Raw genomic sequence first — 24,055 nt, 5'->3', positions numbered from 1 at the left:
CCAGGCAGTTCGCCAAAGGCACACTTGTCGCTGTAGCGCTCGCACTCAAATCGCGGTGGTACTATTTCTCTGAACAGCGCATGCCGCCTGAGTTTCTACTAAGTGATAGCGGTCTAATGGAAAATCTGGGTTTAAGTACCAACGACGCAGCTAGGGCAGTTTTGAGTAAGCCCTGTATTTGAATAAACCGTAGTTTCATTGCTTAGTCATCACTCTCTTACATCAGCCAATAAAAACATCATGCAAGCAGCACTTTCAGACTCATGGCAAAAACTGCTTAGTAACGGCAAACAACAAATTGCCGATGTGAAGCCGATGCTGGTGTCCGGTCGCGTGACCAAAGTGACCGGTCTGGTGATGGAGGCGGTTGGCCTCAAGCTCCCGGTCGGCAGCGCCTGTACTGTTCACTTACAAGGTGGCGCCATCATTGATGCCGAAGTCGTCGGCTTTGATGGTGATCGTCTATTTTTAATGCCACATAGCGACCTAAGCGGCGTTACACCAGGCACACTGGTGTATGCCGAGGAGGATCAGTATCACGGCGACGCCAAGCACCCAAGACGCCGCCCCAGCGACCGCACCCGGCATTTGCCTGTCGGCTGGCAATTATTAGGTCGTGTTTTAGACGGTAACGGCAAACCTCTGGATACGCTAGGCCCGCTGATGACGACCGAATCCGCTCCGTTAGGCGCGCGGATTTACAACCCATTATTACGCTCGCCAATTACTGAAAAACTGGATGTCGGCGTGCGCGCGATTAATAGTATGTTGAGCGTCGGGCGCGGTCAGCGTCTTGGCTTGTTCGCGGGCTCTGGCGTCGGTAAAAGCGTATTACTTGGCATGATGGCGCGTTACACCACTGCTGACGTTATCGTGGTGGGACTGATTGGTGAACGTGGCCGGGAGGTTAAAGAATTTATCGAGCAAATTCTAGGGGAAGAAGGCCTCGCGCGCGCCGTCGTCGTTGCCGCACCGGCAGATGCACCACCCTTGCTGCGCTTACAAGGTGCGGCGTACGCGACGACCATTGCAGAGTATTTCCGTGACCAAGGCAAAAGTGTTTTGCTGATTATGGATTCACTTACCCGCTATGCCATGGCACAACGGGAAATCGCCTTGGCGATTGGCGAGCCACCAGCGACCAAAGGCTACCCGCCGTCGGTATTTGCAAAATTGCCGATTTTAGTTGAGCGCGCTGGTAATGGTGTGGATGGCGGCGGCTCTATCACCGCTTTTTACACCGTATTGACCGAAGGCGATGATCAGCAAGACCCGATTGCCGACGCAGCCAGAGCGATTCTTGACGGACATATTGTGCTGGACCGTGGTTTGGCAGAGAGCGGACATTACCCGGCGATTGATATTGAACAATCGATTAGCCGCGCCATGCATAGCATTACCTCGCCAGAACATCAAAAGTTAGCGCGCCGTCTTAAACAGCTGTATTCAAGATACCAGCGTAGCCGCGACCTCATCAGCGTCGGTGCGTATTCGGCCGGATCAGATCCACTGCTAGACGACGCGATTCGCCTGTATCCTCAAATTAATGCTTTTTTGCAACAAGATATCAATGAAAAATCCACCATACCCGAGAGCTTGCAGGGACTTTCTGCTCTGTTCGGGGGATAGACTCTTGTTTTAGCTGACTATAATAAACAGAGACAATGCAAAAATCCCCTATTAGCACACTCATAGAGATTGCGGAAAGAGATACCGAAGAGGCTGCCAAATATTTAGGCAAAACGATACGTGCTCATGAGGACTCTGAGAAGCAGCTAGCCTTGCTGTCGCAGTATCGGGAGGATTACATTAACCGTTTTCAAAACAGTGCAGCACAAGGTTTAAGTATTGCCCAGTACAGCAATTTTCAATCCTTCATCAATAAACTGGACACGGCAGTCGATGGGCAAAAGAAAATTGTTGCGGACGCGTCCAACAGAATCAAAATAGCGCGCAACCAATGGCAAGAACATGAAAAAAAACGGCTCTCTTACGGAATTTTAGACAAGCGCGCCAAAGTGAGCGTGCAGAAAAAAGAAGCCAAGCAAGATCAAAAGCAAACAGATGAACATGCAGCAAGAGCATTCTTTTATAAGTCATAGCACTGAGAGACTAAGTTAGAACAACTTTATTTTTGTATTATTTTTTTGGTGACATCATGCAAACGGCAATTATCCCCACCTCGACTGACAATTTGCAAAGCTCCGCCAAATCTGCCAGCGCCAGTAGTGCATCGGCGGTTACGCCGTTTAACCAAGTATTAAATAAAGAAATTTCTCAACAAAATAGTAAGAGTGCGCAAACCACTCAAACCACACCCAAAGCAAATCCTCAGGATCAGTCGCAACAGCCACAACAGACAGCAAATCTAGTTAATACGACCACAGCGGCAACTCCAGTAGACTCAAAAACACTCAAAGACACGGGCAAAACCCTTCAAAAAAATCAAGACGCAACAGAAGATCAAACCAATGCAGTCAAAGCAGATCAATCAAATAATGTGCAGCTACTTGCTTTTGTCGGTAGCGTGGGACAACTTGCAACAGATCTGAAAAAAGTTGACGCTACAGCGAAAGACAATACGCAAAACTTGGTGATAGACGCTAATTCCAAGATCGATACTACCGACAACAAAATTAACGGTAACGAGCTTGGGACGGGGTCGGTTTCATTGAATAAAAGTTCAGATGTAATGAACAAAGATATTAATTCGAAAAAACAAATTCAAACCAGTGATTTATCTAAAGTAAAAATAAGTAAAAACGAACTTGCATCAACAGCGGAGCTAACAGCAGGTGCAGACGGTAAGCTAATTGCAGGTGATGCGGCAAAATCGACGCCTCCTGCATCGGCGAATGCGACAGCGGAGCAAATTACTCCCGGCCAAGCCGCAATGCGAGGCAGCGCGCCAGCAAACAGCGGTCTAACAACAGAGACCTCTGGCAACACTGCTATTGATAAAACATTGATACCGACAAAATTATTGGTATCAGACACTACCCTTGCGACACCGGGTGTTGCTGCTGATAAAACACCTGTATCAATAAATTTATCTGTATCTGATGTAATCCAAACCGCAGCGCCAACATCGGAAAAGATATTGGCAACGCCAAGTATTAACTTAGTTACCTCAGATAAAGTACCTGTATCAACAAATTTATCTGCATCCGATTCGACAAAAACATCATTTCCAATTACAAACGGTAATGTACAAAAACAAAGTATCAATGCCAATGAAATAGTCAGTGATGAGGGCAATCCTGTTATCGGCGATAAAACACAAATATCATTTGTAGCCGAAGCCGCCACAAGCGTCTTACCAATTTACAATCAAGTACAGAATGCAAACCTTACGAAAATTGACAAGGACAAAATTGATATAGTTAAGATTAATATAGTTAAAATTGATACGGGCAATTCGGTCGCCGCCGATAAAACGCTCACATCTGATGTACCGACAAATATTGACGCGATACAAAACAGTATCGGCGTAAAATTACCCGGAACAGAAAAATCACTAGATAGCGCATCAGGTGTTGCCTCGATAACGCAGGGGACTGCGCAGCAAAATATCAAAAATACTAAGTCCGCGCTCAATAATAGCAATGCCATTACAGAAGACAAATCCCAAAAAACTGTGGCGTCACAAATAACCAATACGATTACTAATGCGATCGAAAATAACTCAGCTATAAAAACTGCCGGACTTGAGAAAATGCAAGATACAGCGGTTGCAATAGCACCAGCGCCTCAGAGCTTCGCTCAACAATTAGCGGTAAGTACTAATTCCGCTGCAGGCGCTGCAGCAGAACATCTCGCGCCACGAGTCGGCAGCCCGGCATGGGATCAGGCCGTGGGACAAAAAGTAGTCTGGATGGTCGCGGGCGGTCAGCAAACTGCGGAGCTGACGTTGAATCCACCTGATCTAGGGCCATTACGCGTCGTATTAAGCGTCAACAACGATCAGGCTAGCGCGACCTTTACATCGGCTCAGCCAGATGTCAGAGCAGCTTTAGAAGCTGCTTTGCCAAGACTACGCGAAATGATGAGTGATGCGGGAATGCAGTTATCTAATTTTTCTGTCAACTCACAGTCATTCCAGCAAGGAAACACGCCTCAAGACGGGCGACCTGGCTCGCAAAGATCGAATAACTCACAGACATCATCCAATGAATCAGGCATCTCCAGCCTGACATCCACCAAAACTAACGCATCAACTCCAGTTGGCATAGTTGATACTTTTGCTTAAAACTCATCGAAGAATTCATCTGAGAATTCAAGTAAGTTAAGCATGTAGAATGCGATAGATGGATTTATACAAAATTGCTCTCACAAGAGCTGAGCGATTCAGACAGTACTTGAGTAATCATCAGCGCTGCATGCCATTTGAGGCGATTTTGCGTCAGTCCTGAAAAGATAGTTGGTGCAAACTCATGCGCTACGCTATAAATTTAAACTAATTTAGTGGTAATTCATCTGAAATGAGAGAGATGGTCTGAAATAGCCCCTCTTTTTCGCAGATGAGATCGATAAATAATTACAGATAATGGCCTAATACATGCAATGTGCCTTTATGGCACATCCAGCGAGAGGAAAAAAATGTCGAAAGCACCAGCGAAGCCTGCAGCAGTAGCAGCAGATGCGCCACCAGTCAAAAAGTCTAAGAAAAAACTGATTATTATGATCGTAGCAGGTGTTCTGGTATTGGGTGGCGTCGGTGGCGGTGCTGCCATATTTTTAGCGAAAAAGAATGCCCCTTCTAAAGAAAAAGAACACAAAGCAGAGCCTGCCAAAGCACCGGTATTTTTGGCATTAGAGCCATTCACGGTCAACCTCCAATCGGATGCTGGAGATAAATATTTGCAAGTGAGTATGACGCTCAAAGTGCCGGACGAAGAACAAGTTAATTTGATCAAAACCAATATGCCACAGGTGCGCAGCAGGTTATTAATGTTACTGTCCAGCAAAGACTCCAACGAGATACTGACTGGTGATGGCAAGAAAAAACTGGTTGAAGAAATTATCGAACAAGTGAATTTACCATTCGCCCCAAAAGGTGAGCCGCAAAAAGCAAGTGATGTGTACTTCACTTCGTTTGTCATTCAATAAATAGTATTTTAAAAGTACGCCAATAAACTATGTCTGATAATTTTCTCTCACAGGAAGAAGTTGATGCCCTACTTAAGGGTGTCACGGGAGATCAGGATGACTCTCAATCGCAGGAGGACACCTCAGGTGTCCGCCCGTATAACCTTGCGACCCAAGAGCGTATTGTCCGCGGACGTATGCCAACGCTGGAGATCATCAACGAGCGTTTTGCGCGATTGTTGCGGATAGGTTTGTTCAATTTTTTACGCCGTAGTGCCGAGGTATCTGTCGGTACCGTGCGTGTATCCAAATATAGTGAATTTATCCGTAATCTGGTGGTACCGACCAATCTCAACCTGACGCACATGAAGCCCCTGCGCGGTACTTCTTTGATCGTGCTGGATCCGGGCTTGGTATTTTTATTAGTTGATAATTTATTCGGCGGCGATGGACGCTTTCATACCCGGGTTGAGGGGCGTGATTTTACTCAAACTGAGCAACGGATTATTCAGCGTATTTTAGAAATTATTTTTGAAACTTATGCCAAATCCTGGGAGCCGGTTTACCCAGTTGAATTTGAATATATTCGTTCCGAAATGAATACCCAGTTCGCCAATATTGCGACCCCAAATGAGGTCGTTGTCTCGACTACATTTACGATAGAACTTGGCCCCGTCAGTGGCGAAATGCATATGTGCATGCCCTACTCCATGATAGAACCGATCAGAGATATTCTGACCAGTAGCTTGCAAGGTGAAACGCTGGAGGTCGATAAGCGTTGGGTGCGTTTGATGACACAACAAATCCAAATTGCCGAAGTAGAAATCGTAGCCGATCTGGGCACGGCCAAGGTAACATTGGGCGATATTTTAAATATGAAAGAGGGCGATGTGATTCCGATTTCGATACCGGATATTGTGTCAGCCAAGGTAGATGGTACGCCAGTGATGGAATGCAAATACGGTGTATTTAATGGTCAATATGCTTTGCGTGTAGAAAAGCTGATTAGCTCCAGCGTCAGCGAAGTAGCGCAGGGAGAAAAATAATGGACGGTACAAATGGATGATACTAACGACACACCAATCAGTGAAGATGATTGGGGCGCGGCGATTGCAGAACAAGAGAAGGCAGATGCGGCAGCCGCTGCGGCTGCTAGTGCACCGCCTGCTGCTGGCGGTGGTGCGGCTATTTTTAAAGAATTTAGTGGCAAGGGCACGCATACCGAAACCCATAATGATATCGACTTCATCCTGGATATTCCGGTACAGCTCACGGTGGAATTAGGACGAACCAAAATCGCCATTAAAAATCTTTTGCAATTGGCACAAGGCTCGGTAGTGGAGCTAGATGGTATGGCCGGCGAACCGATGGATGTACTGGTCAATGGCTGTCTGATAGCGCAAGGCGAGGTGGTGGTGGTGAATGATAAATTCGGTATTCGCCTGACAGATATCGTGACGCCGGCCGAACGAATACGCAAACTCAATAAATGATCCGCTCCACTTTTCACTTGCAACGACATCGCTATTTTTGTGGTTCCCTATGCGGCACTTTTATTGGACTGCTGTTTGTCAGCGATCAGGCATGGGCATCGGCGGAAACCAAAGCGATTTCGCCGACAACTGGTTTTTTGCAAATTTTATTGGGCTTAGGCGCAGTACTGGCATTAATGTTATTTGCCGCATGGCTGTTCAAACGAATCGGCCCGGCAGTAACTGGAAATAAAATACCGGTGAATATTATCGGTGGCGTCAATGTTGGCAATCGTGAGCGCATCATGGTGGTGGAAGTGGCAGACCAATGGATCGTCGTTGGCGTAACCGCCCAGCAGATCACCACCTTATCAACCATGCCAAAACAAGAACAAATAGTTGCAGAGCAATTGGCAAAACAAACGAGTACTCAGGTAGCAAATCCTTTTTCGGCATGGTTGGCGAAAACGATAGAAAAGCGCAACAACGGTATTAATGGTGTGATTGGTAGTAGCAGTAACCATAAGGCGCCAGAATGATTTTTTTATCGGCTAAGTTACCAGCTAAGCTACAAGATCAATACGGTATGAAAATAACTCACTTATTCAATCGCACTGTCACATCAATGTCCAAGCCAACAACGGTATTCATGGGTTACGCACTGATGCTGATGTTGGGTCTTGCACTCCTGCTCCCAATACATGCCATGGCTGAAACTACCGACGGTCTGCAAGCAATTACGGCTACGCCAGCAGCAGGTGGCGGACAGAATTACTCTTTAAGTATTCAAACATTACTGTTCTTAACAGCGCTGTCTTTTATACCGGCGGTGTTGTTAATGATGACCAGCTTTACCCGAATCATTATCGTGTTGTCCTTGTTGCGTCAGGCGCTGGGAACACAATCAGCGCCTCCAAATCAGGTAATGGTTGGCTTGGCACTGTTCTTGACTTTATTTGTGATGGGACCGGTGTTCGATAAAATTTATGCAGACGCTTACCTACCGTTTTCAGAAAATAAAATATCAATGTCGGAGGCGATGGACAAAGGTGTCGCGCCATTGAAAAAATTCATGATGAAACAAACACGGCAAAGTGATTTAGCCTTATATGTAAAACTGTCAAATACGCCAGAATTACAAGGTCCGGAAGACGTTTCTTTGCGGATTTTGATCCCCGCATTTATCACTAGCGAATTAAAAACTGCATTCCAGATTAGCTTTGCAATTTTTATTCCTTTTTTGATTATCGATATGGTGGTTGCCAGCGTGTTGATGTCTATGGGGATGATGATGGTGTCGCCGGCCATCGTGTCATTACCATTTAAGCTCATGCTATTTGTATTGGTTGACGGCTGGCAGTTATTGATTGGTTCGCTGGCGCAGAGTTTTTATTAGCAGACCGTATTAAAAATATTTTAAAACAAGAGGAAAAGTATGAGCCCAGATAGCGTCATGTCACTCGGCCGCCACGCAATGGAAGTTACTCTGATGGTGTCTGCGCCGCTGTTATTAGTCGCGCTTGGGATTGGTTTGATCGTCAGTATTTTTCAGGCGGCAACCCAGATCAATGAAACGACCTTGTCGTTCATCCCTAAGTTAGTCGGTATTTTTGTCACCCTGATTATTGCTGGACCTTGGATGCTGTCGGTTTTAACTGATTACATGCGTGAGATGTTTACCAGCATCGCTACTCTGGCGAGCTAAGTTTTAATACATCAGCCAGTCCCTCAGCAGATCGTTCAGCACAACTACGAATTAGATAGTCCTATGGTTTCCTTTTCAGGAAATGACCTGATCGCATTAATCGCTTCTTTTATCTGGCCTTTAACTAGAATTTTGGGGCTAATTGTGATCGCCCCTCCCTTCGGCAATAACAGCGTCCCTGTGCAAGTGAAGCTAGTACTTGGCATCACGATTGCGTTGATCGTTACGCCTATCATTCCCCCTCTTAAGAATGTAGACATGATCTCTCTAACGGGGATCATGATTTTGACGCAGCAATTTGTGATCGGCTCCGCAATGGGTTTTATGATGCGCGTCACCTTTGCCGGTATTGAGATGGCCGGTGAAGTGATCGGCCTGACTATGGGCTTAGGCTTTGCGACGTTCTTCAATCCTCAGACCCAGGGCCGCTCATCGGCGATCAGTCAGTTTATGGTGCTGCTGGCGACCTTACTTTTTTTAACCTTAAATGTACATCTGTCGCTAATTGCTACCTTGGTTGATAGTTTTAAGACGATTCCAATTTCTACTTCGTTGACGATGGGATTTAGTTTTCAACGTTTAGCGTTGTGGGGCGGCGAAATTTTTAGCATCGGTATGCGTTTGTCTTTGCCCATTGTTGCGGCCTTACTGATCACTAATATTGCGTTGGGGATTTTGACTCGCGCTGCGCCGCAACTCAACTTGTTTGGTATCGGCTTCCCGATTACGATCGGCGTCGGATTTTTAATGCTGAGTATGGTGCTACCGTATTGGATGATTCCGTTCGAGAATTCGTTCCAAAAAACGATTGAGGCTATACTGTCTTTGGGACTCCCGATAAATCCCTAGCCCCGTAAGCCAACCGAGCGCCTCTTTAGTATAAATCTATATGATGCAGACCGATACTCTCTCCTCCTCAGCATCACTGCCGATATCCTTCAGCGCCTTATATTCAACGGAGGAAATCCGTGCCATCGAATCAGCATCGCTTGTGACCTCACCGAAAGGCAACTTGATGCATGCCGCTGGTGTAGCCGCCGCAGCGCTGGCAAAAACTTTAATTGCAAATCATCCAGCTATCCCTACAAGCGTTGAACCAACAGCAAGCTCGACCTCGAATTCAATTGACGTACTAGTATTAGCAGGTCCGGGCAACAACGGCGGTGACGCGTTGCAAGTAGCGTATTTATTAGCCGCATCAGGCGAGAGGGTATCGGTCATTATCACCCATGGAATCGAGCACTATTCTGCGGAAGCAAAAGAGAGTCTAGTACAAGCGCAATCAAGCCAGGCACATTTTTTTGGCTTGGATTATTTAGCTCAAACATCGGGGAAGCGTTGGTCACTGGTGATCGATGGTTTGTTTGGAATTGGGCTAACACGTCCGATCGAGGGCAAAACCTATGCGCTGATCCAACAGCTCAATCAATATGCCGCAATTGCCAGAATTCCCGTCCTAGCGCTCGACGTACCTAGTGGCCTAGATGCCGATACCGGTCAAGTCATCGGTAGAAATGGGATTGCGGTGCGGGCAACCCATACAATTACTTTTATCGCCAACAAACCAGGTTTATACACCGCAGCAGGCAAAGATTATGCAGGTATCGTTAAAGTTGCAGATCTGGGTATTGAACCATCTTTATATCCAACACCGCAAGCACGCTTATGTCATCCAGCGACGCTGATGGCCGCACTCAGTCCAAGGAGGCAAGATAGCCATAAAGGGAATTTTGGCGATGTGTTTGTGATTGGTGGTGCAGATGGAATGGCAGGTGCGGCATTATTATCTTCCCGTGCAGCGTTGCATTGTGGCGCGGGTCGGGTGTTTATCGGCAGTATGGCGATACCTCCGCTAACGTATGACCCGATCAATCCTGAGTTAATGTGCCGCAACGCTGACGATGTGCATTTTAAAAACTGCGCTATCGTCATTGGGCCTGGCTTGGGTCTATCGGATAAAGCCCGGTTATTGCTGGAACAATGCCTGCAAGAAGCCAGCGCCATCGTGATTGATGCGGATGCATTGAATTTAATTGCCAATAACGGATCGCTGCAATTACTCGCCCATGCAAGGTCGGGCAAAACAGGCATCCCTGCTAAAACTGCACTAAACACTTCAAACAAAATAGATCAGACCATACGCACCATCCTCACACCACATCCGCTAGAAGCCGCACGGCTGCTTGGCATCAGTGCAGAAGCAGTACAGGCAGACCGCTTACAAAGTGCGCGCAAGCTGATGAATAAGTTCAATGCGACAGTCATCTTAAAAGGTTCGGGAACAATCATCGCTACACCAGATGAGCAGATCATCATCAACACTAGCGGCAATCCCGCTTTAGCCGCAGGCGGAACCGGCGACGTATTAGCAGGCATCTGCGGAGCATTGCTAGCGCAAGGATTAACGGCGCAAGCAGCGGCAGGGTTAGCGGTCTGGCTGCATGGCAAAGCGGCTGATCTGCTAGTAGAACAAGGTATAGGTCCGGTAGGCTTAACCGCCAGCGAACTCATTATGATGGTACGGCACTGCATTAACCGTCATGACTAAACTTATGACATCAGGCGAAATGAGGTAAATTACCTGAAAAAATTAATATACTCAGTTAGAGTATAACCAATAATCATAGGTATTGCCCATATTATCTCTAGATAATTAAATATACTCCCCTATTTCATCAAAATTAAATTCCATGTGTTATTGCAAAAATACTATGAATTATAGTCACCGTATCAAAGTCACCGCATCAAAGTCACATTATCAAAGCACAAAGCATCAAATTCCCAAATCTAAACGGCCTGCGGTGATTTTTATGGTGCGGGCGCAGCGCGCCGCAATCGACAAATCATGCGTCACCAAGACTAAAGTTGATCCACGTTCCCGATTGAGCGCAAACATTAACTGGATTACTGCCTCGCCGGTCACAGCATCCAAACTCCCGGTCGGTTCATCGGCAAACAGTAAAGGCGGCTCAGTCACAAAAGCACGTGCCAATGCCACCCGCTGCTGTTCACCGCCAGATAAATATTTTGGATAATGCTGCAAGCGGCTAGATAAGCCCACCCGCCCTAGCATCTCAGTTGCCTTATTCCGTGCTTGAGAATCACTACGTAACTCCAGCGGCAGCATGACATTTTCCAGCGCGCTTAAATGCGCTAATAACTGGAAGGATTGAAAAACAAAACCTAGTTTTTCTTTTCTAAACTGCGCCCTTCCATCTTCATCCAAGGAGAAAATATCAATCCCGTCCAAGATCACTTTACCTTCGCTCGGTGTATCCAGTCCAGCTAAGATACCAAGCAAAGTTGATTTACCCGAGCCAGAAGCACCAACAATCGCAAGCGTCTCCCCCTCTTGCGCGGTAAAATCAATTTCTCGCAAAATATTAAGGGTACCGGTTGCATCGCTGACCTGCTTGGATAACTGTTTGACTTCAATAGAGAGTCGTAAATTAGTATTCTGATTCGCTGATGCGTTCATTGTTAGGTCCACAGGCAATTCTTTAGGAAGATTCATGCTTTTTTCAAATAAAAAAAATGTGCTGAAATTATGCAGCAAATTGACTCGTTCATTAGCTAGATTATTTAGCGAGATCGTCATGTTAAGGCGCAACTTAGTTGCCCGCTCGTCGATCAACTTATCGACCAACTTATCGACCAACTTATTGACCACTTTATCGATCAGCTTACTAGCGACAACAGTGATGGCAAATTCAGCACCCATAGTACATGCAGCAAATCATTCTGCATCAAAAACTGTGCTCGTGCTTGGCGATAGCTTATCTGCAGAATACGGCTTAACACGTGGTACCGGCTGGGTCGCATTATTAGAAAAACGGTTGCAAGAGAAAAAAATTCCTGCCACCGTCATCAACGCCAGTATCAGCGGCGAAACCACTAGCGGTGGCAAAGCTAGATTAGATAAACTGCTGACCCAATATCATCCCGACGTGGTGGTGATCGAACTTGGCGGTAACGATGCGTTGCGCGGTCTGGCATTGGGTGCATCAGAAACAAATTTTCGTGACATGGTGATCGCCAGCAAAAAAGCAAAAGCCAAAGTGGTATTGATTGGTATGCAAATTCCACCCAATTATGGTCGTGATTACACAGAACGATTTTTCTCTATCTATGCCAAAGTCGCCAAAGAACAGCAAACCAATTTAGTCCCATTTCTATTAGAAGGCGTTGCGGACAAGCCCGAGCTATTCCAGGCTGATCGCATTCACATGGTCGCTGCAGCACATCCAGCGATACTCGACAATGTCTGGCCTCAATTGAGTCCATTAATTGGCTCCCCAATAAGCTCATCTATCAAGCAATCAACGACGCCAGTGACTACATCAGGTAAAAAATAATTCAATGAAATATCCAGAACTCATCAGCTTCAATGATGTAATGCCTAGACTTAGTGAGTTTGACGCTATCATTGATGCTCGCAGTCCGTCTGAATTTGCCGAGGATCACATCCCAACTGCCATCAATTGTCCTGTTTTAATTGACGAAGAACGTATTCGCATTGGTACCATTTATAAACAGGTCAGCGCATTTGAGGCTAAAAAAATCGGTGCAGTCCTTGTGGCAAAAAATATCGCCAACCATGTAGAGGCCAACTTTTTAAACATGCCAAAAGATTGGAAGCCCTTGATCTACTGCTGGCGTGGCGGTAACCGTAGCGGATCAATGGCACATATATTTGCCAAGATAGGCTGGCCAGTCGTGCAGCTTGACGGCGGCTATAAAAACTATCGTCAGCACGTTAACCAAGCGCTACCAACGATAGCAGATACGATACGATGGCAAGTGATTTGTGGCACTACTGGCAGCGGCAAAAGTCGTTTATTACAGACCCTAAAAACCCAAGGTGCGCAAGTACTAGACCTGGAACAGCTAGCCATGCATCGTGGCTCAGTTTTAGGACATTTACCGAGCCAGCCACAACCCTCACAAAAAATGTTTGAAAGCCAGATTTGGCAAACACTACGACACTTTGATCCAGACCAGCCCGTGTTTGTGGAATCAGAAAGTAAAAAAGTAGGCAACCTTCGCGTACCAGATCAAATCATACAAACTATGCGAGCCGCGCCCTGTATTGCACTTAGTTTGACAACTACCGACCGGGTGCAGTTATTGATGCAAGACTATGTTCATTTTGTAAAGGACGCAGAAAATTTAAATCGCCAGCTGGATTGCCTGGTCAGCTTACACGGCAAAGAAAAAATCCAGCATTGGAAACATTATGCAAGCAATGGCCAGATGGAAAATTTGGTCGAAGAACTGCTGCAACAGCATTACGACCCAGCTTACTTACGGTCTATCGATAAAAATTTTTTACAATATCCGCAATCAGATGCCATCTTGCAGACGGGCATAGAAACGCAAAATTTTGAGGCGACTGCGAGCCGTATTTTAGAGAAAATAGTTTGATTTAAAAATGGTGGCGAGCTGACAAAAATTTCTAAACGTAAAAAACGGTGGCATTGCACCACCGTCTTTTTGTCCTTGTGTCAGCGACATTATGAGGAATCGTAGAGACCTCTAATCCGCTATTAAATACGGAATGATATTACACAAATTGTAGGTGTTACTTGTATTACTAAGGTAATTGCAATTTCAAAAAAACTACATGAAACCCGATAGAGCATTACTACTCATTCCACCTCATAATAACCGGAACGCTAAAAAGAACCGGAACTCACTCGATCCAACTTGGGTATGAAAAAGTTCTTGTCGTTCGCTGTTGTCGTTTATCGATATCGACCTCCTTCTTTGAACCAGTTACGCACCTAATATATAACAAGGTTTAGCGATGAAGAAGATAAAAATAACTATCGATTTCAAATCAAGATTAAAAAAATCAACCAAACAATATTGCTGAAATTGATCTGAGTTTTTAATCTGAATTTGCGAGTATTTACTGATTGCGCATTAACGCAAACCCGGTGCCTTCACTTTGGTCATTGCAGAAATTGCGCCGCTTCCGATAGACGCGCCAAACTTCTTAAGCACACGTTCTGGCAAGCCTTCTTTTTGCGTGTAATCAACAATATCTTCTGCTTTTAAAACGTCGCGTGCAACACTGTCAATTGTGCCAAAATCATCGGCCAAACCCATCTCAACAGCGCGGCTACCGATCCAAAATAAACCGGAGAAAGTTTCTGGCGTTTCTTTCAAACGAGATCCTCGACCTTGACGCACAGTTGCAATAAATTGCTGATGGATATCGTTTAACATCTCCTGCGAAAACGCTCTTTGTTTTGTGGTCTGAGGAGAAAATGGATCCATAAATCCCTTGTTCTCACCAGCAGTCATTAAGCGTCGCTCTACGCCCAATTTTTCCATCAATCCGGTAAAGCCAAAACCATCCATCAACACGCCGATAGAACCAACCACACTAGCCTTATTGACGAAAATTTTATCTGCCGCAACAGCAATATAGTAACCACCGGAGGCGCACATTTCATCCACCACCACATATAGTTTCTTCTGTGGATACAGCTTACGTAATCGTTGTATTTCATCATTGATCATGCCGGCCTGTACTGGACTGCCGCCAGGACTATTGATGCGCATAATAATGCCGACCGAACCTTCGTCAGAAAAAGCCCGGTCGAGCGCGGGGATAATCGCTTGTGCGCTGGCATTACCTTCTGAATCAATCTCACCATTAATCTCAACCAATGCTGTATGCCGGCCAGGATTATCCATTTCTGAAGTACGATAATCACTAAAGAAATAGAAACCGCCGAGTATCAGTGCGACAAAAATCAATTTAAAAAAGATACCCCAACGGCGACGTAAGCGTTGCTCTTTTAATGATTCGCTCGCCAGCTTTTCTAAAAAAGTCCGCTCCCAGCCAGATTGAGACAAGCTATTTGTCGCAGAACTTGGGGTGTTATTTTCGGGAATCATAGAATTTTCTGTCATACAATTTTTTAAGAATAATTTTTAAAAAAATCAGGCAATTACTGGTGTGACGTAATCATCCGGGTACCAGACAATTTTTCCCTCTTGCTCATTGATATTGAGTTTTCTCAAGCGACCGCCACGGCATGGACCACCCGTACAATTGCCAGTATCCGGCGTATAGATTGCGCCATGAGTAGCACACATAATATATAAACCGCTGGATTCAAAAAACTCACCGTGGTTCCAATCCAGCTCAATCGGAACATGCGCACAGCGATTTAAATAGGCATGCGCGGCACCTTTGTAACGAATCACGAATCCAGTCGCATCATGACCACCGGCAGTCACTGGAAAACGTATCCCATTGCCACCTTCTTTAAGATCAGCCGAGGCGCAAATCGTAATTTCAGTCATGACTCCGTCCTGTCAGATCTTCAAGATAATAAGCCTTAGGCATTGCAGCTCAACCATGCATGCAACTCGCCAACTGTTTTTGCAGAATATAAGGGGTTTAAAGAATGTAAGGATGCTGCATCATGCGCGCCATATTCCACTGCAATTGCCGCAGCACCTGCATTACTCGCCATCAACAAATCATGTGATGTGTCACCAATCATGACGGTGCGCTGCATGTCTTGCCCCAACTCCCGGGTCAGCTCTTGTAACATTGCTGGGTGCGGTTTAGAAAACGTTTCGTCAGCACAACGAGTCGCATCAAATACCGACAGCAAATTCGCCGTATGCAAAGCACGGCTTAAACCTACGCGCGTTTTGCCCGTTGCTACCGCAAGGAAATAACCTTCTTGCGACAATTCCGTCAGCATTTGCCGTACACCGGGGAACAGAGGCAACTCGTGATCTTTTGCCAGATAGTGGTGACGATAACGCTCAACCATGCGGGGATAATATTTAGGATCAATATCAGGCATCGCCGATTGCATGGCGTCCATGAGCGACAATCCAATCACATAGGATGCTGCTTTCTCGTCGGGTACGGGCAAACCAAGATCTTTTGCTGACGCCTGGATACAGTGAACGATGGTTGCCGTGCTATCCATCAAAGTACCGTCCCAGTCAAACACGATAAAATCAAATTGCTTTTTTGCCATATTCTTTATTCACCGCAAACCGCATAATTCTTTTTGCAAATCATCAACATTGAAGTACCAAGCTACTGAACTTAAGGCAGCAAGACGAAGACAACAATGGGACTAATAATTTAGAAATGAATAAGCTTTTCTGCCGACTATTTGATGTTGTGGAAGTAAGTATTTTACTATTAAATTATTTCAATAATAATAAAATATTAAGCTTATTGGGTTTATGAAGTTCTGATCAGCTTTTATTTTAGCCTTTAAGCGTTTTCAAAAAATCCTCACATTCTTTTGGCAACTTGGCGTTAAGCGTCATTGACTCGCCTGTTTCCGGATGCATAAAAGTAATCTGATGTGCATGCAAAAACATTCTCTTCAAAACGCCGCGATCTGCGCTCGGCTTTAATAGAGCACGATTTAGCGCAAAGTCACCGTACTTATCGTCACCTGCGATCGCAAAACCGCTAGAGGATAAATGCACGCGGATTTGATGTGTGCGTCCGGTTTTTAATTCAGCCTCTAATAATGCGTAGTCTTGATATTTTTTCTTTAGAGAAAATACCGTATGCGACTCCATGCCATCAGCCTGCACCCGAACCCGTCGCTCACCCTCAGCGGTCGTGTATTTATGTAGCGGCAGCTTAATATGCTGACGCGCATTTTTCCAGTCCCCATGGATTAAGGTCAGGTAACGCTTGTCGGTACTGCCGTCACGCATTTGCTCATGCAAATTAGTCAAGGCCGACCGTTTTTTTGCTAACAGTAAAACACCTGAGGTTTCTCTATCCAGTCTGTGAACTAGCTCCAGGAATTTAGCATCCGGGCGAGAAGCGCGCAGTTGCTCAATCACTCCGTAACTAACACCAGAACCACCATGCACGGCAACGCCAGCAGGTTTGTCGATAATCAAGAGCTGTTTATCTTCAAACAAGATAGTAAATTCTGCCCCCGGTACGACTTGCGTTGATGTTTCTGCAATACGGACTGGTGGAATACGCACCACGTCGCCCTCTTTAAGGCGATATAGCTGATCTATACGACCTTTGTTTACTCTGACCTCACCCGAGCGCAAAATCCGGTACACATGACTTTTTGGTACGCCTTTACAGATGCGTATCAAATAGTTATCGATGCGCTGACCTGCGTCCTCTTCTTCGATAGTAACGAGCTGAACCTGCGGCTGAACTTGCGACGACGCTTGTGAGGGATGGCTGGAAGTACTTTCTTGCGCCTGTTTTTCAGGTGGCTTCCTATTATTTATCGCTAAGTCCTTCATTTTGAATATATAATCATTTTCGCTTCAGCTTTAGGCTGTAGTAGGTGTAGGAATAAATGGTGGAACAAACGCGTATTCTACACAGGGGCATGTCCGTCGGCCTCGCCAATTTGCAAATTCGATGGAAAAGATGTGTATGCACATCATTATGCTGGTCAGGGTTACAACCAATTGTGGTAATCGGATTTTGCGTAATGATTTGGATCAGAAGGTTTGAATTGTAAGGATAAGTCCAGCAAGAGATGTCTGTATATTTATTACAGGTGTGCTTGCAGGTTGATAGTTTTAATCCAGTGTGATCGATCCTGCCAAACACAATTTTATTAAAGATGGTTTGGCGCTCATCAAGTTGCTCATCGCCTGGCGTTGTCTTCCTGTTGCAACAAAAAATAGGAATCAGATAACGCGGGGGACATGTGCACTCGATCCACGGTTGAAACTATCCGCGCCTAGTGCGCAATAGAACAATGAGAAGAATGATGGCAGTACTGAAAAGATGCAGCGAAAAATATCCTCGCTCACTCGTTTAGCTACTCGCCCAGCAATTTTTATTTCTGTTGCGCCTGAGGCATTTCCCGCCCCCTCAAACTCTCCGTTCTCGCATACATCCCCAATGTAAGCAAGTTGCCAGCCTCACTCTATAGAGGTAGCAACAAAAGATGACCATAAGGTCACGGAGTAAAAAATGAAACGCATGCTATTTAATGCAACGCAGCAAGAAGAACTGCGCGTCGCCATCGTCAATGGGCAAAAACTCATCGACATCGATATCGAAACCGCCGGACGTGAATTACGTAAGTCCAATATTTACAAAGGCGTTATCACTCGTATTGAACCCTCACTTGAAGCCTGTTTCGTCAATTACGGCGAAGAACGTCACGGCTTTTTGCCTTTTAAAGAAGTCGCCCGCGGCTACTTTAAAGAAGGTATCGACGTCCGTAACACCAGCATCAAAGATGCGTTACGTGAGGGCCAGGAAATCATGGTCCAGGTCGAAAAAGAAGAGCGTGGCAATAAAGGCGCTGCCCTTACCTCTTTCGTCTCTTTGGCAGGTCGCTATTTAGTTCTGATGCCAAATAATCCGCGTGGCGGTGGTGTGTCCCGTCGCGTGGAAGGCGAGGATCGTCAAGAACTACGCGAAACCATGGACAAACTGGATCTACCAGGCGGTATGTCCGTGATTGCCCGTACCGCAGGTATTGGTCGTAATGTCGATGAATTGCAATGGGATTTAAATTACCTGATGCAACTTTGGCGTGCGATTGAAGGTGCAGGTAAATCTTCTGCTGGCGCCTTCCTAATTTATCAAGAATCCTCACTCGTGATCCGCGCGATCCGCGATTATTTCCAACCGGATATCGGCGAAATCCTGATCGATACTGACGAAATCTACGAACAAGCTCAGCAGTTCATGAGCCACGTTATGCCAGACATGGTGCACCGTGTTAAGCGTTACAGTGACGACGTGCCGCTGTTCTCCCGTTTCCAGATCGAACATCAGATCGAAACCGCCTACAGCCGCACAGTACCATTGCCATCGGGCGGCGCAATCGTGATTGATCACACGGAAGCCTTAGTCTCAGTTGACGTCAACTCTGCGCGCTCTACCCGTGGTGGCGATATCGAAACAACGGCTTTCAATACGAATTGCGAAGCAGCCGAAGAAGTAGCGCGCCAGTTGCGTTTGCGCGATTTGGGCGGATTGATCGTGATCGATTTTATCGACATGGAAAACGCTAAAAACCAGCGTGAAGTCGAAACCCGCTTAAAAGATGCCCTGCGCTATGACCGCGCACGCGTCCAGATGGGGAAAATTTCGCGCTTTGGTCTGATGGAATTGTCCCGTCAACGTCTGCGCCCTTCCCTGTCGGAAGGTAGCCATGTTACTTGCCCGCGCTGCAATGGTACAGGTCATATCCGCGATACCGAATCATCTGCTTTACAAGTCCTGCGCATCATCCAGGAAGAAGCAATGAAAGAAAACTCAGCAGCGATTCATGTGCAATCGCCTGTTGACGTTGCAGCCTTCTTACTGAATGAAAAACGTGGTGAAATTCTGAAGATAGAAACGCGTCATCGCGTCACTATCATCCTGATCCCGAACACGCATCTGGAAACACCTCACTACAAGTTAGAACGTCTGAAACATGACGATCCGCGCTTGGAAGAATCTCACGCCAGTTATGCAATGGCAGAGCAGGCAGACACTGACATCGGCTACAGCAAGCGTCAGAAAGAAGACATCAAGCCACGCCAAGAAGCGATGGTCAAGAGCATTACACCTGACACTGCACCTATCGTAGAACGTAAGGAAATCGTCGCACCAGTGCTTGTCGCACCTGTAGCAGCAAGTGAAGGCTTCTTCACTAAGTTTCTGAATCTGTTCCGCTCTAAACCGACTGAACCTGCTGTCGCTAGCGTTGTAACAACGGATGCAACACAAACTCGCGAGCGTTCAGACCGTGGTGAGCGCGATCGTAATAATCGTGGCAGTCGTAATGGCAATCGCAATGGCAACCGCAACGGCAATAATCGTGGACGTGATCGTGATGATAAAGAAGAACGCCCGGTCAATGCACGTGCTGATAAAGAAGTAAAAGACGAAGCGACAAAAACTGCTGCGCCAGAACAAGCTCAGCCACAACAGCAACGCCAACCAAAGCAAGCGCGTCCTCCACGTGAAGACCGCGAGCCGCAAGAAGGCCGCACTGAAGCTAAAGAAGGCAAACCGGAAGGACGTCGTGATCGTCAGCCACGCCAGCGTGGTGAGCGCAAAGACAGCGTAGCTACTGAAACAATGTCTTTGGATACAACTGCCAATACCCAAACAGCAGCACCGGCAGTAGTTACGCCAGGCGCGGTGAATAATGAAGCCGTGGACAACACCAATCTCGCCTTAAACGCCAACGGCAATCCGGTTGACGCTGAGACCAGCGAGCAAGGCGAAAGCCGTCGTCGTCGTCGTCGCGGTGGTCGCAATCGTAATCGTCGTGATCGTGAAGCTGGCGACACTACGGATACTAATGAGAGCAATGACAACCAAGAAGCAAATGACCATCATGAAGGGCATGAGGCGCATAAGACCCGTCAGCATGTTGAGGTAGAGCAAGCACCTGCACCGATATTATCATTGGTAACGCCAGCGATATCGCCGACTGCGGTGCCTGAAATTGTTACAGCGCCGGTTGCTGTATTTAGTACGGCATCCGGTATGGCAGCTACTCCTGCTGCCACTCCTGCAACTACTCCGGTTTCTGCACCTGATCCTGTTTCAACACCCATCTCTATGCCAGAATCTGCAACCGAACCTGTAACAGCAGTCACTTCTGCGCCGGTTACTGTCGCCACGGTTTCTATAGACAAAGCAGCAGAGCCAGCAATCGTCAATCATGTTGTGACTACTGCTGAAGCTGCGCCAGTTGCAATAGTATCTGCACCTGAGACTCCTGCACCGGTGCAAGCTAGTCTTGATCTTGTATCAGCACCAGCGTTGTTAGTGCCAGCAGTGTCGGCGACTGAAGTAGCGCCAGCGTCTGCCAAGCCAGCTGAAACTATCGTCAGTGCCGCTAGCTCTGATGTGGCAACTGAGGTTGCAAGTAATGTTACAGCTGACATTGCAACGCCGGCTGCGTTGCATCAGGCGGTTTCGGTCGAAGCAGCAACACCAAGTGCGCCTGTTATGAAACCGGTTGCACCTGTCGTTATGCCTGTAGAAAGCTTAAATACTATGTTAGAGCAAGCAGGTTTAGCTTTGGCGAGCACCGATCCAGAAAAATTGCGTGCGGCACAAGCGGCAGCGGCAACCGTTAATGTTGCACCGCGTGTACCACGCGAACGCAAACCGGTGGTGCCAGTCTCATCAGAACCCTTAGTAATGATGGAAACTAAGAAAACACCTGCACCGTAAATGCGCTGTTTGTATTTTTATCGTATTCATTAGCGTCTAAATTCAGGTACTGGATACGGTTCTTAATACAGATCTAAATGCAGATCTAAATGCATACAAATAACGACTCGATAACAGCAATGTTGTCGGGTCGTTTTTTTGTATTCAACCAGTTATTCCATCTCGTGGTATCTTTTTGCTCTGCACATCATTTGATCACCCGGTTGGATTGATTCCGCTTCGCTAATTTTGCCCAACCAGTTTTGTCTGACTAATTGTGTTTGGCTGATTTGATTCATCGGTTCTGATTCGCTAACACTGCACCACTTATTTTGAATTCAATGTCTGAAAAATTTATCCCACTAGCCGACTTCCGGCAACGACAGCCAGCGCTGATCGTTCCAGGTTTATTAGAGCAACCAAATGGACAGTTGCTTGATAGCCTGCAACGTCCTTTGCATGACCTCCGCATCTCGGTAACAGATCGTTGTAACTTCCGCTGCGTATACTGCATGCCGAAAGAAGTTTTTGATAAAGACTATCGGTTTTTACCGCATACATCGCTGCTCAATTTTGAAGAAATAACCCGCATCGCCCGTATCTTTATCTCCCACGGCGTGAGTAAAATCCGCTTGACCGGCGGTGAGCCCTTGTTACGTAAAAATATCGAAAAGCTGATCGCCATGTTAAGCAGTTTAAAAACACTGGACGGACGCGATCTTGATCTGACCCTAACCACCAACGGATCATTGCTGGCGCGCAAAGCACAAAGTCTGAAAGACGCTGGTTTAAGCCGTGTCACGGTATCGCTGGACTCGCTCAATGATGCCACTTTCAAACAAATGAATGATGTCGATTTCCCGGTGTCCGATGTGCTTGAAGGCATCGCGGCAGCGCATCAGGCGGGGCTTGGTCCAATCAAAGTTAACATGGTCGTTAAAGCGGGTTTAAATGATCAGGAGATCGTGCCAATGGCACGCTATTTTAAAAACACGCCCCATATTTTGCGCTTTATAGAATACATGGATGTAGGTGCCTCAAATGGATGGAAGTTAGATGAAGTCATCCCATCGGCAGAGGTAGTAAGGCGCATCGACGCTGCCGGCATGCCGCTCCAGGCAATCGATGCAAATTACACAGGCGAGACCGCCGCCCGCTGGCGCTATGTCGATGGTAGCGGTGAAATCGGCCTGATCTCCAGCGTCACACAAAGTTTTTGCCACGATTGCAGCCGCGCCCGGCTATCTACCGAGGGCAAGCTGTACACTTGCCTGTTCGCCAGCCATGGTCATGATTTACGCGCCTTAATCAGAGATGATGACAAGCAGCACAGTGATCTTGCCATCACCAATGTCATCAAACAACTATGGCAGCAACGTACTGATCGTTATTCGGAATTACGTAGCCAAAATACGGATGAACTTCAGATCACCAGGAAAAAAGTGGAGATGTCTTATATTGGAGGCTAACTTCGGTGGCTAACTTCGGTAAGCGACTTCGGCGGCTGTTAATAAGTAAATATACTCCTACCAGGTATATTTTATATCCTCCATATAATATTTGGTCAATAAGGCATATTCTATAAAAATAATGGGGAGTATATTTGTATGCCACCATTATTTGATCTATAACAAAGGATAAGAATGTCTCTGGGTTTAACCCAGATTTTCCATTGGAACAGCGACAAGTGTGCCTTTGGCGGACTGACTGACTGGCTAGACGCGACGACGACGCAAGCTGCATCTTGCTAGGGGGAGCAACAACGCCAGGCAGTTCGCCAAAGGTACAATTGTCGCTGTAGCGCTCGCACTCAAATCGCGGTGGTACTATTTCTCTGAACAGCGCATGCCGCCTGAGTTTCTACGAAGTGATAGCGGTCTAATGGAAAATCTGGGTTTAAGCTTATTCGCATAAGCTCCAGTAACTTCCAGAACTTAAATCGCAACACATTCCATGGCTCGCAGACATGACCAGCATAGATAAGCAACTCATTACCGGACTGATACTCGCAGGTGGTCGTGGTACACGTATGGGCAGCGTGGACAAAGGTTTGCAGACTTTTCGCGGTTTGCCGATGGCGATGCACGTGTTGCAGCGCCTCTCGCCACAAGTCGGCAATATGCTCATCAATGCCAACCAAAACTTACTCACTTACGAGCGTTTTGGTGCGCCAGTCTGGCCAGATCACGCCGAGAATGATGATAATCACTTTTTAGGTCCTTTAGCCGGATTACAAACCGGCCTGACTCATTGCAAAACGCCCTATCTAGCCAGTGTGCCATGCGACTCGCCATTTTTACCCGTCAATCTGGTAGAGCATCTGGCAGCAGCGTTATTGCAAGAAAACGCGGATCTTGCCGTCGCTGTCACAATGGAATCCAATGGCAACGTCATTGCCAAGCAGGCGCACCCGGTATTTTCTTTAATGAAAATTTCCTTGCTGCCGCAGCTGAGTGATTTTTTACGACATGGCGGGCGTAAAGTAGATGCCTGGCATGCAAGCCTGCATTGTGTCGAAGTGGTATTTGAAGATGTCGCCGCCTTCCGTAATATCAATACGCTGCAAGATTTGCGACAATTTGAAGCCTGACTAAATTCACACTCCAACCTGACCCGATCTAACTAAAT

21 protein-coding genes are annotated in these 24,055 nt (G+C 46.5%); 16 read left to right on the top strand and 5 right to left on the bottom strand.

Features of this window, described 5'->3' with window-relative positions:
• The first annotated feature begins 315 nt into the window (after nucleotides 1-315).
• The 11 genes from fliI (at nucleotide 316) to RGU72_RS02365 (ending at nucleotide 10,813) form a co-directional block, all read left to right on the top strand.
• A complete protein-coding gene (fliI, locus tag RGU72_RS02415) occupies nucleotides 316-1,629 on the top strand; it encodes a flagellar protein export ATPase FliI (protein WP_416200148.1) in 1,314 nt (437 codons plus the stop codon).
• Nucleotides 1,630-1,664: 35 nt separating this feature from the next.
• Nucleotides 1,665-2,102 carry a flagellar export protein FliJ gene (fliJ, locus tag RGU72_RS02410; protein ID WP_322118210.1) on the top strand — a complete coding sequence of 146 codons (438 nt, stop codon included), beginning with the start codon at nucleotides 1,665-1,667 and terminating at the stop codon, nucleotides 2,100-2,102.
• Between the two features lie 56 nt (nucleotides 2,103-2,158).
• Complete coding sequence (locus RGU72_RS02405) at nucleotides 2,159-4,249, top strand: flagellar hook-length control protein FliK (protein ID WP_322118209.1); 2,091 nt, start codon at nucleotides 2,159-2,161, stop codon at nucleotides 4,247-4,249.
• Between the two features lie 350 nt (nucleotides 4,250-4,599).
• On the top strand, nucleotides 4,600-5,109 hold the full coding sequence (gene fliL / locus RGU72_RS02400; RefSeq protein WP_322118208.1) for a flagellar basal body-associated protein FliL: 510 nt from the start codon (nucleotides 4,600-4,602) through the stop codon (nucleotides 5,107-5,109).
• 29 nt (nucleotides 5,110-5,138) lie between these two features.
• A complete protein-coding gene (gene fliM, locus RGU72_RS02395) occupies nucleotides 5,139-6,134 on the top strand; it encodes a flagellar motor switch protein FliM (protein ID WP_322118207.1) in 996 nt (331 codons plus the stop codon).
• A 12-nt stretch (nucleotides 6,135-6,146) separates the two neighbouring features.
• Complete coding sequence (gene fliN / locus RGU72_RS02390) at nucleotides 6,147-6,581, top strand: flagellar motor switch protein FliN (protein ID WP_322118206.1); 435 nt, start codon at nucleotides 6,147-6,149, stop codon at nucleotides 6,579-6,581.
• Nucleotides 6,578-7,099 carry a flagellar biosynthetic protein FliO gene (gene fliO / locus RGU72_RS02385; protein WP_322118205.1) on the top strand — a complete coding sequence of 174 codons (522 nt, stop codon included), beginning with the start codon at nucleotides 6,578-6,580 and terminating at the stop codon, nucleotides 7,097-7,099. The genes fliN and fliO overlap by 4 nt, the downstream gene beginning before the upstream one ends.
• Before the next feature lie 110 nt (nucleotides 7,100-7,209).
• Nucleotides 7,210-7,956, top strand: a complete 747-nt coding sequence (gene fliP, locus RGU72_RS02380) for a flagellar type III secretion system pore protein FliP (RefSeq protein WP_416200147.1) — start codon at nucleotides 7,210-7,212, stop codon at nucleotides 7,954-7,956.
• A 39-nt stretch (nucleotides 7,957-7,995) separates the two neighbouring features.
• Entirely contained in the window at nucleotides 7,996-8,265 is a 270-nt protein-coding gene (fliQ, locus tag RGU72_RS02375; protein ID WP_322118204.1) for a flagellar biosynthesis protein FliQ, read from the top strand.
• Between the two features lie 63 nt (nucleotides 8,266-8,328).
• Nucleotides 8,329-9,114, top strand: coding sequence for a flagellar biosynthetic protein FliR (fliR, locus tag RGU72_RS02370; RefSeq protein ID WP_322118203.1), 786 nt, complete (start codon nucleotides 8,329-8,331; stop codon nucleotides 9,112-9,114).
• Nucleotides 9,115-9,157: 43 nt separating this feature from the next.
• The gene (locus RGU72_RS02365; RefSeq protein WP_322118202.1) at nucleotides 9,158-10,813 is read left to right on the top strand and encodes an NAD(P)H-hydrate dehydratase; all 1,656 of its coding nucleotides are present in this window, start codon (nucleotides 9,158-9,160) and stop codon (nucleotides 10,811-10,813) included.
• Between the two features lie 225 nt (nucleotides 10,814-11,038).
• Here RGU72_RS02365 and RGU72_RS02360 read toward each other — a convergent pair whose 3' ends face one another.
• Nucleotides 11,039-11,743, bottom strand: coding sequence for an ABC transporter ATP-binding protein (locus RGU72_RS02360; protein ID WP_322121547.1), 705 nt, complete (start codon nucleotides 11,741-11,743; stop codon nucleotides 11,039-11,041).
• A gap of 34 nt (nucleotides 11,744-11,777) precedes the next feature.
• Here RGU72_RS02360 and RGU72_RS02355 point away from each other — a divergent pair, with 34 nt between their 5' ends.
• Both RGU72_RS02355 and mnmH read left to right on the top strand, forming a co-directional pair.
• Nucleotides 11,778-12,620: an arylesterase gene (locus RGU72_RS02355; protein WP_416200097.1), complete on the top strand. Its 843-nt coding sequence runs from the start codon at nucleotides 11,778-11,780 to the stop codon at nucleotides 12,618-12,620.
• 4 nt (nucleotides 12,621-12,624) lie between these two features.
• Nucleotides 12,625-13,689, top strand: a complete 1,065-nt coding sequence (gene mnmH, locus RGU72_RS02350) for a tRNA 2-selenouridine(34) synthase MnmH (protein ID WP_322118201.1) — start codon at nucleotides 12,625-12,627, stop codon at nucleotides 13,687-13,689.
• Between the two features lie 501 nt (nucleotides 13,690-14,190).
• Here the strand turns inward: mnmH and RGU72_RS02345 are convergent.
• From RGU72_RS02345 to RGU72_RS02330, 4 genes are all read right to left on the bottom strand, one after another.
• Entirely contained in the window at nucleotides 14,191-15,189 is a 999-nt protein-coding gene (locus RGU72_RS02345; RefSeq protein WP_322118200.1) for a S49 family peptidase, read from the bottom strand.
• A gap of 30 nt (nucleotides 15,190-15,219) precedes the next feature.
• Nucleotides 15,220-15,585 (bottom strand): Rieske (2Fe-2S) protein, encoded by a 366-nt coding sequence (locus RGU72_RS02340; protein WP_322118199.1) that lies wholly within the window; start codon nucleotides 15,583-15,585, stop codon nucleotides 15,220-15,222.
• Nucleotides 15,586-15,620: 35 nt separating this feature from the next.
• Nucleotides 15,621-16,280, bottom strand: a complete 660-nt coding sequence (locus RGU72_RS02335) for an HAD-IIIA family hydrolase (protein ID WP_322118198.1) — start codon at nucleotides 16,278-16,280, stop codon at nucleotides 15,621-15,623.
• Nucleotides 16,281-16,518: 238 nt separating this feature from the next.
• Nucleotides 16,519-17,541, bottom strand: a complete 1,023-nt coding sequence (locus RGU72_RS02330; RefSeq protein WP_322118197.1) for an RluA family pseudouridine synthase — start codon at nucleotides 17,539-17,541, stop codon at nucleotides 16,519-16,521.
• 685 nt (nucleotides 17,542-18,226) lie between these two features.
• Here RGU72_RS02330 and RGU72_RS02325 point away from each other — a divergent pair.
• The 3 genes from RGU72_RS02325 to mobA all read left to right on the top strand — a co-directional run bounded on the left by RGU72_RS02325 (nucleotide 18,227) and on the right by mobA (nucleotide 24,017).
• Nucleotides 18,227-21,448: an Rne/Rng family ribonuclease gene (locus RGU72_RS02325; protein WP_322118196.1), complete on the top strand. Its 3,222-nt coding sequence runs from the start codon at nucleotides 18,227-18,229 to the stop codon at nucleotides 21,446-21,448.
• Nucleotides 21,449-21,768: 320 nt separating this feature from the next.
• Nucleotides 21,769-22,896: a GTP 3',8-cyclase MoaA gene (gene moaA, locus RGU72_RS02320; protein ID WP_322118195.1), complete on the top strand. Its 1,128-nt coding sequence runs from the start codon at nucleotides 21,769-21,771 to the stop codon at nucleotides 22,894-22,896.
• 497 nt (nucleotides 22,897-23,393) lie between these two features.
• Nucleotides 23,394-24,017 carry a molybdenum cofactor guanylyltransferase MobA gene (gene mobA / locus RGU72_RS02315; protein WP_322118194.1) on the top strand — a complete coding sequence of 208 codons (624 nt, stop codon included), beginning with the start codon at nucleotides 23,394-23,396 and terminating at the stop codon, nucleotides 24,015-24,017.
• Nucleotides 24,018-24,055: the final 38 nt, after the last annotated feature.

Source organism: Undibacterium sp. 5I1 (assembly GCF_034314085.1).
Taxonomy (GTDB): domain Bacteria; phylum Pseudomonadota; class Gammaproteobacteria; order Burkholderiales; family Burkholderiaceae_D; genus Undibacterium.
The sequence above is the reverse complement of the archived record's forward strand: the minus strand, read 5'-3'. Positions and strand labels throughout refer to the sequence as shown.

Excerpts from the sequence above, each read along its gene's own strand:
- fliM (WP_322118207.1), top strand. The coding sequence starts at position 5,139 with ATGTCTGATAATTTTCTCTCACAGGAAGAAGTTGATGCCCTACTTAAG.
- fliO (WP_322118205.1), top strand. The coding sequence starts at position 6,578 with ATGATCCGCTCCACTTTTCACTTGCAACGACATCGCTATTTTTGTGGT.
- mobA (WP_322118194.1), top strand. The coding sequence starts at position 23,394 with ATGACCAGCATAGATAAGCAACTCATTACCGGACTGATACTCGCAGGT.
- fliP (WP_416200147.1), top strand. The coding sequence starts at position 7,210 with ATGGGTTACGCACTGATGCTGATGTTGGGTCTTGCACTCCTGCTCCCA.
- RGU72_RS02365 (WP_322118202.1), top strand. The coding sequence starts at position 9,158 with ATGCAGACCGATACTCTCTCCTCCTCAGCATCACTGCCGATATCCTTC.
- RGU72_RS02360 (WP_322121547.1), bottom strand. The coding sequence starts at position 11,743 with ATGAACGCATCAGCGAATCAGAATACTAATTTACGACTCTCTATTGAA.
- fliN (WP_322118206.1), top strand. The coding sequence starts at position 6,147 with ATGGATGATACTAACGACACACCAATCAGTGAAGATGATTGGGGCGCG.
- fliI (WP_416200148.1), top strand. The coding sequence starts at position 316 with ATGCTGGTGTCCGGTCGCGTGACCAAAGTGACCGGTCTGGTGATGGAG.
- moaA (WP_322118195.1), top strand. The coding sequence starts at position 21,769 with ATGTCTGAAAAATTTATCCCACTAGCCGACTTCCGGCAACGACAGCCA.
- fliR (WP_322118203.1), top strand. The coding sequence starts at position 8,329 with ATGGTTTCCTTTTCAGGAAATGACCTGATCGCATTAATCGCTTCTTTT.
- fliJ (WP_322118210.1), top strand. The coding sequence starts at position 1,665 with ATGCAAAAATCCCCTATTAGCACACTCATAGAGATTGCGGAAAGAGAT.
- mnmH (WP_322118201.1), top strand. The coding sequence starts at position 12,625 with ATGAAATATCCAGAACTCATCAGCTTCAATGATGTAATGCCTAGACTT.
- RGU72_RS02405 (WP_322118209.1), top strand. The coding sequence starts at position 2,159 with ATGCAAACGGCAATTATCCCCACCTCGACTGACAATTTGCAAAGCTCC.
- RGU72_RS02330 (WP_322118197.1), bottom strand. The coding sequence starts at position 17,541 with ATGAAGGACTTAGCGATAAATAATAGGAAGCCACCTGAAAAACAGGCG.
- RGU72_RS02340 (WP_322118199.1), bottom strand. The coding sequence starts at position 15,585 with ATGACTGAAATTACGATTTGCGCCTCGGCTGATCTTAAAGAAGGTGGC.
- fliQ (WP_322118204.1), top strand. The coding sequence starts at position 7,996 with ATGAGCCCAGATAGCGTCATGTCACTCGGCCGCCACGCAATGGAAGTT.
- fliL (WP_322118208.1), top strand. The coding sequence starts at position 4,600 with ATGTCGAAAGCACCAGCGAAGCCTGCAGCAGTAGCAGCAGATGCGCCA.
- RGU72_RS02345 (WP_322118200.1), bottom strand. The coding sequence starts at position 15,189 with ATGACAGAAAATTCTATGATTCCCGAAAATAACACCCCAAGTTCTGCG.
- RGU72_RS02335 (WP_322118198.1), bottom strand. The coding sequence starts at position 16,280 with ATGGCAAAAAAGCAATTTGATTTTATCGTGTTTGACTGGGACGGTACT.
- RGU72_RS02355 (WP_416200097.1), top strand. The coding sequence starts at position 11,778 with ATGCTTTTTTCAAATAAAAAAAATGTGCTGAAATTATGCAGCAAATTG.
- RGU72_RS02325 (WP_322118196.1), top strand. The coding sequence starts at position 18,227 with ATGAAACGCATGCTATTTAATGCAACGCAGCAAGAAGAACTGCGCGTC.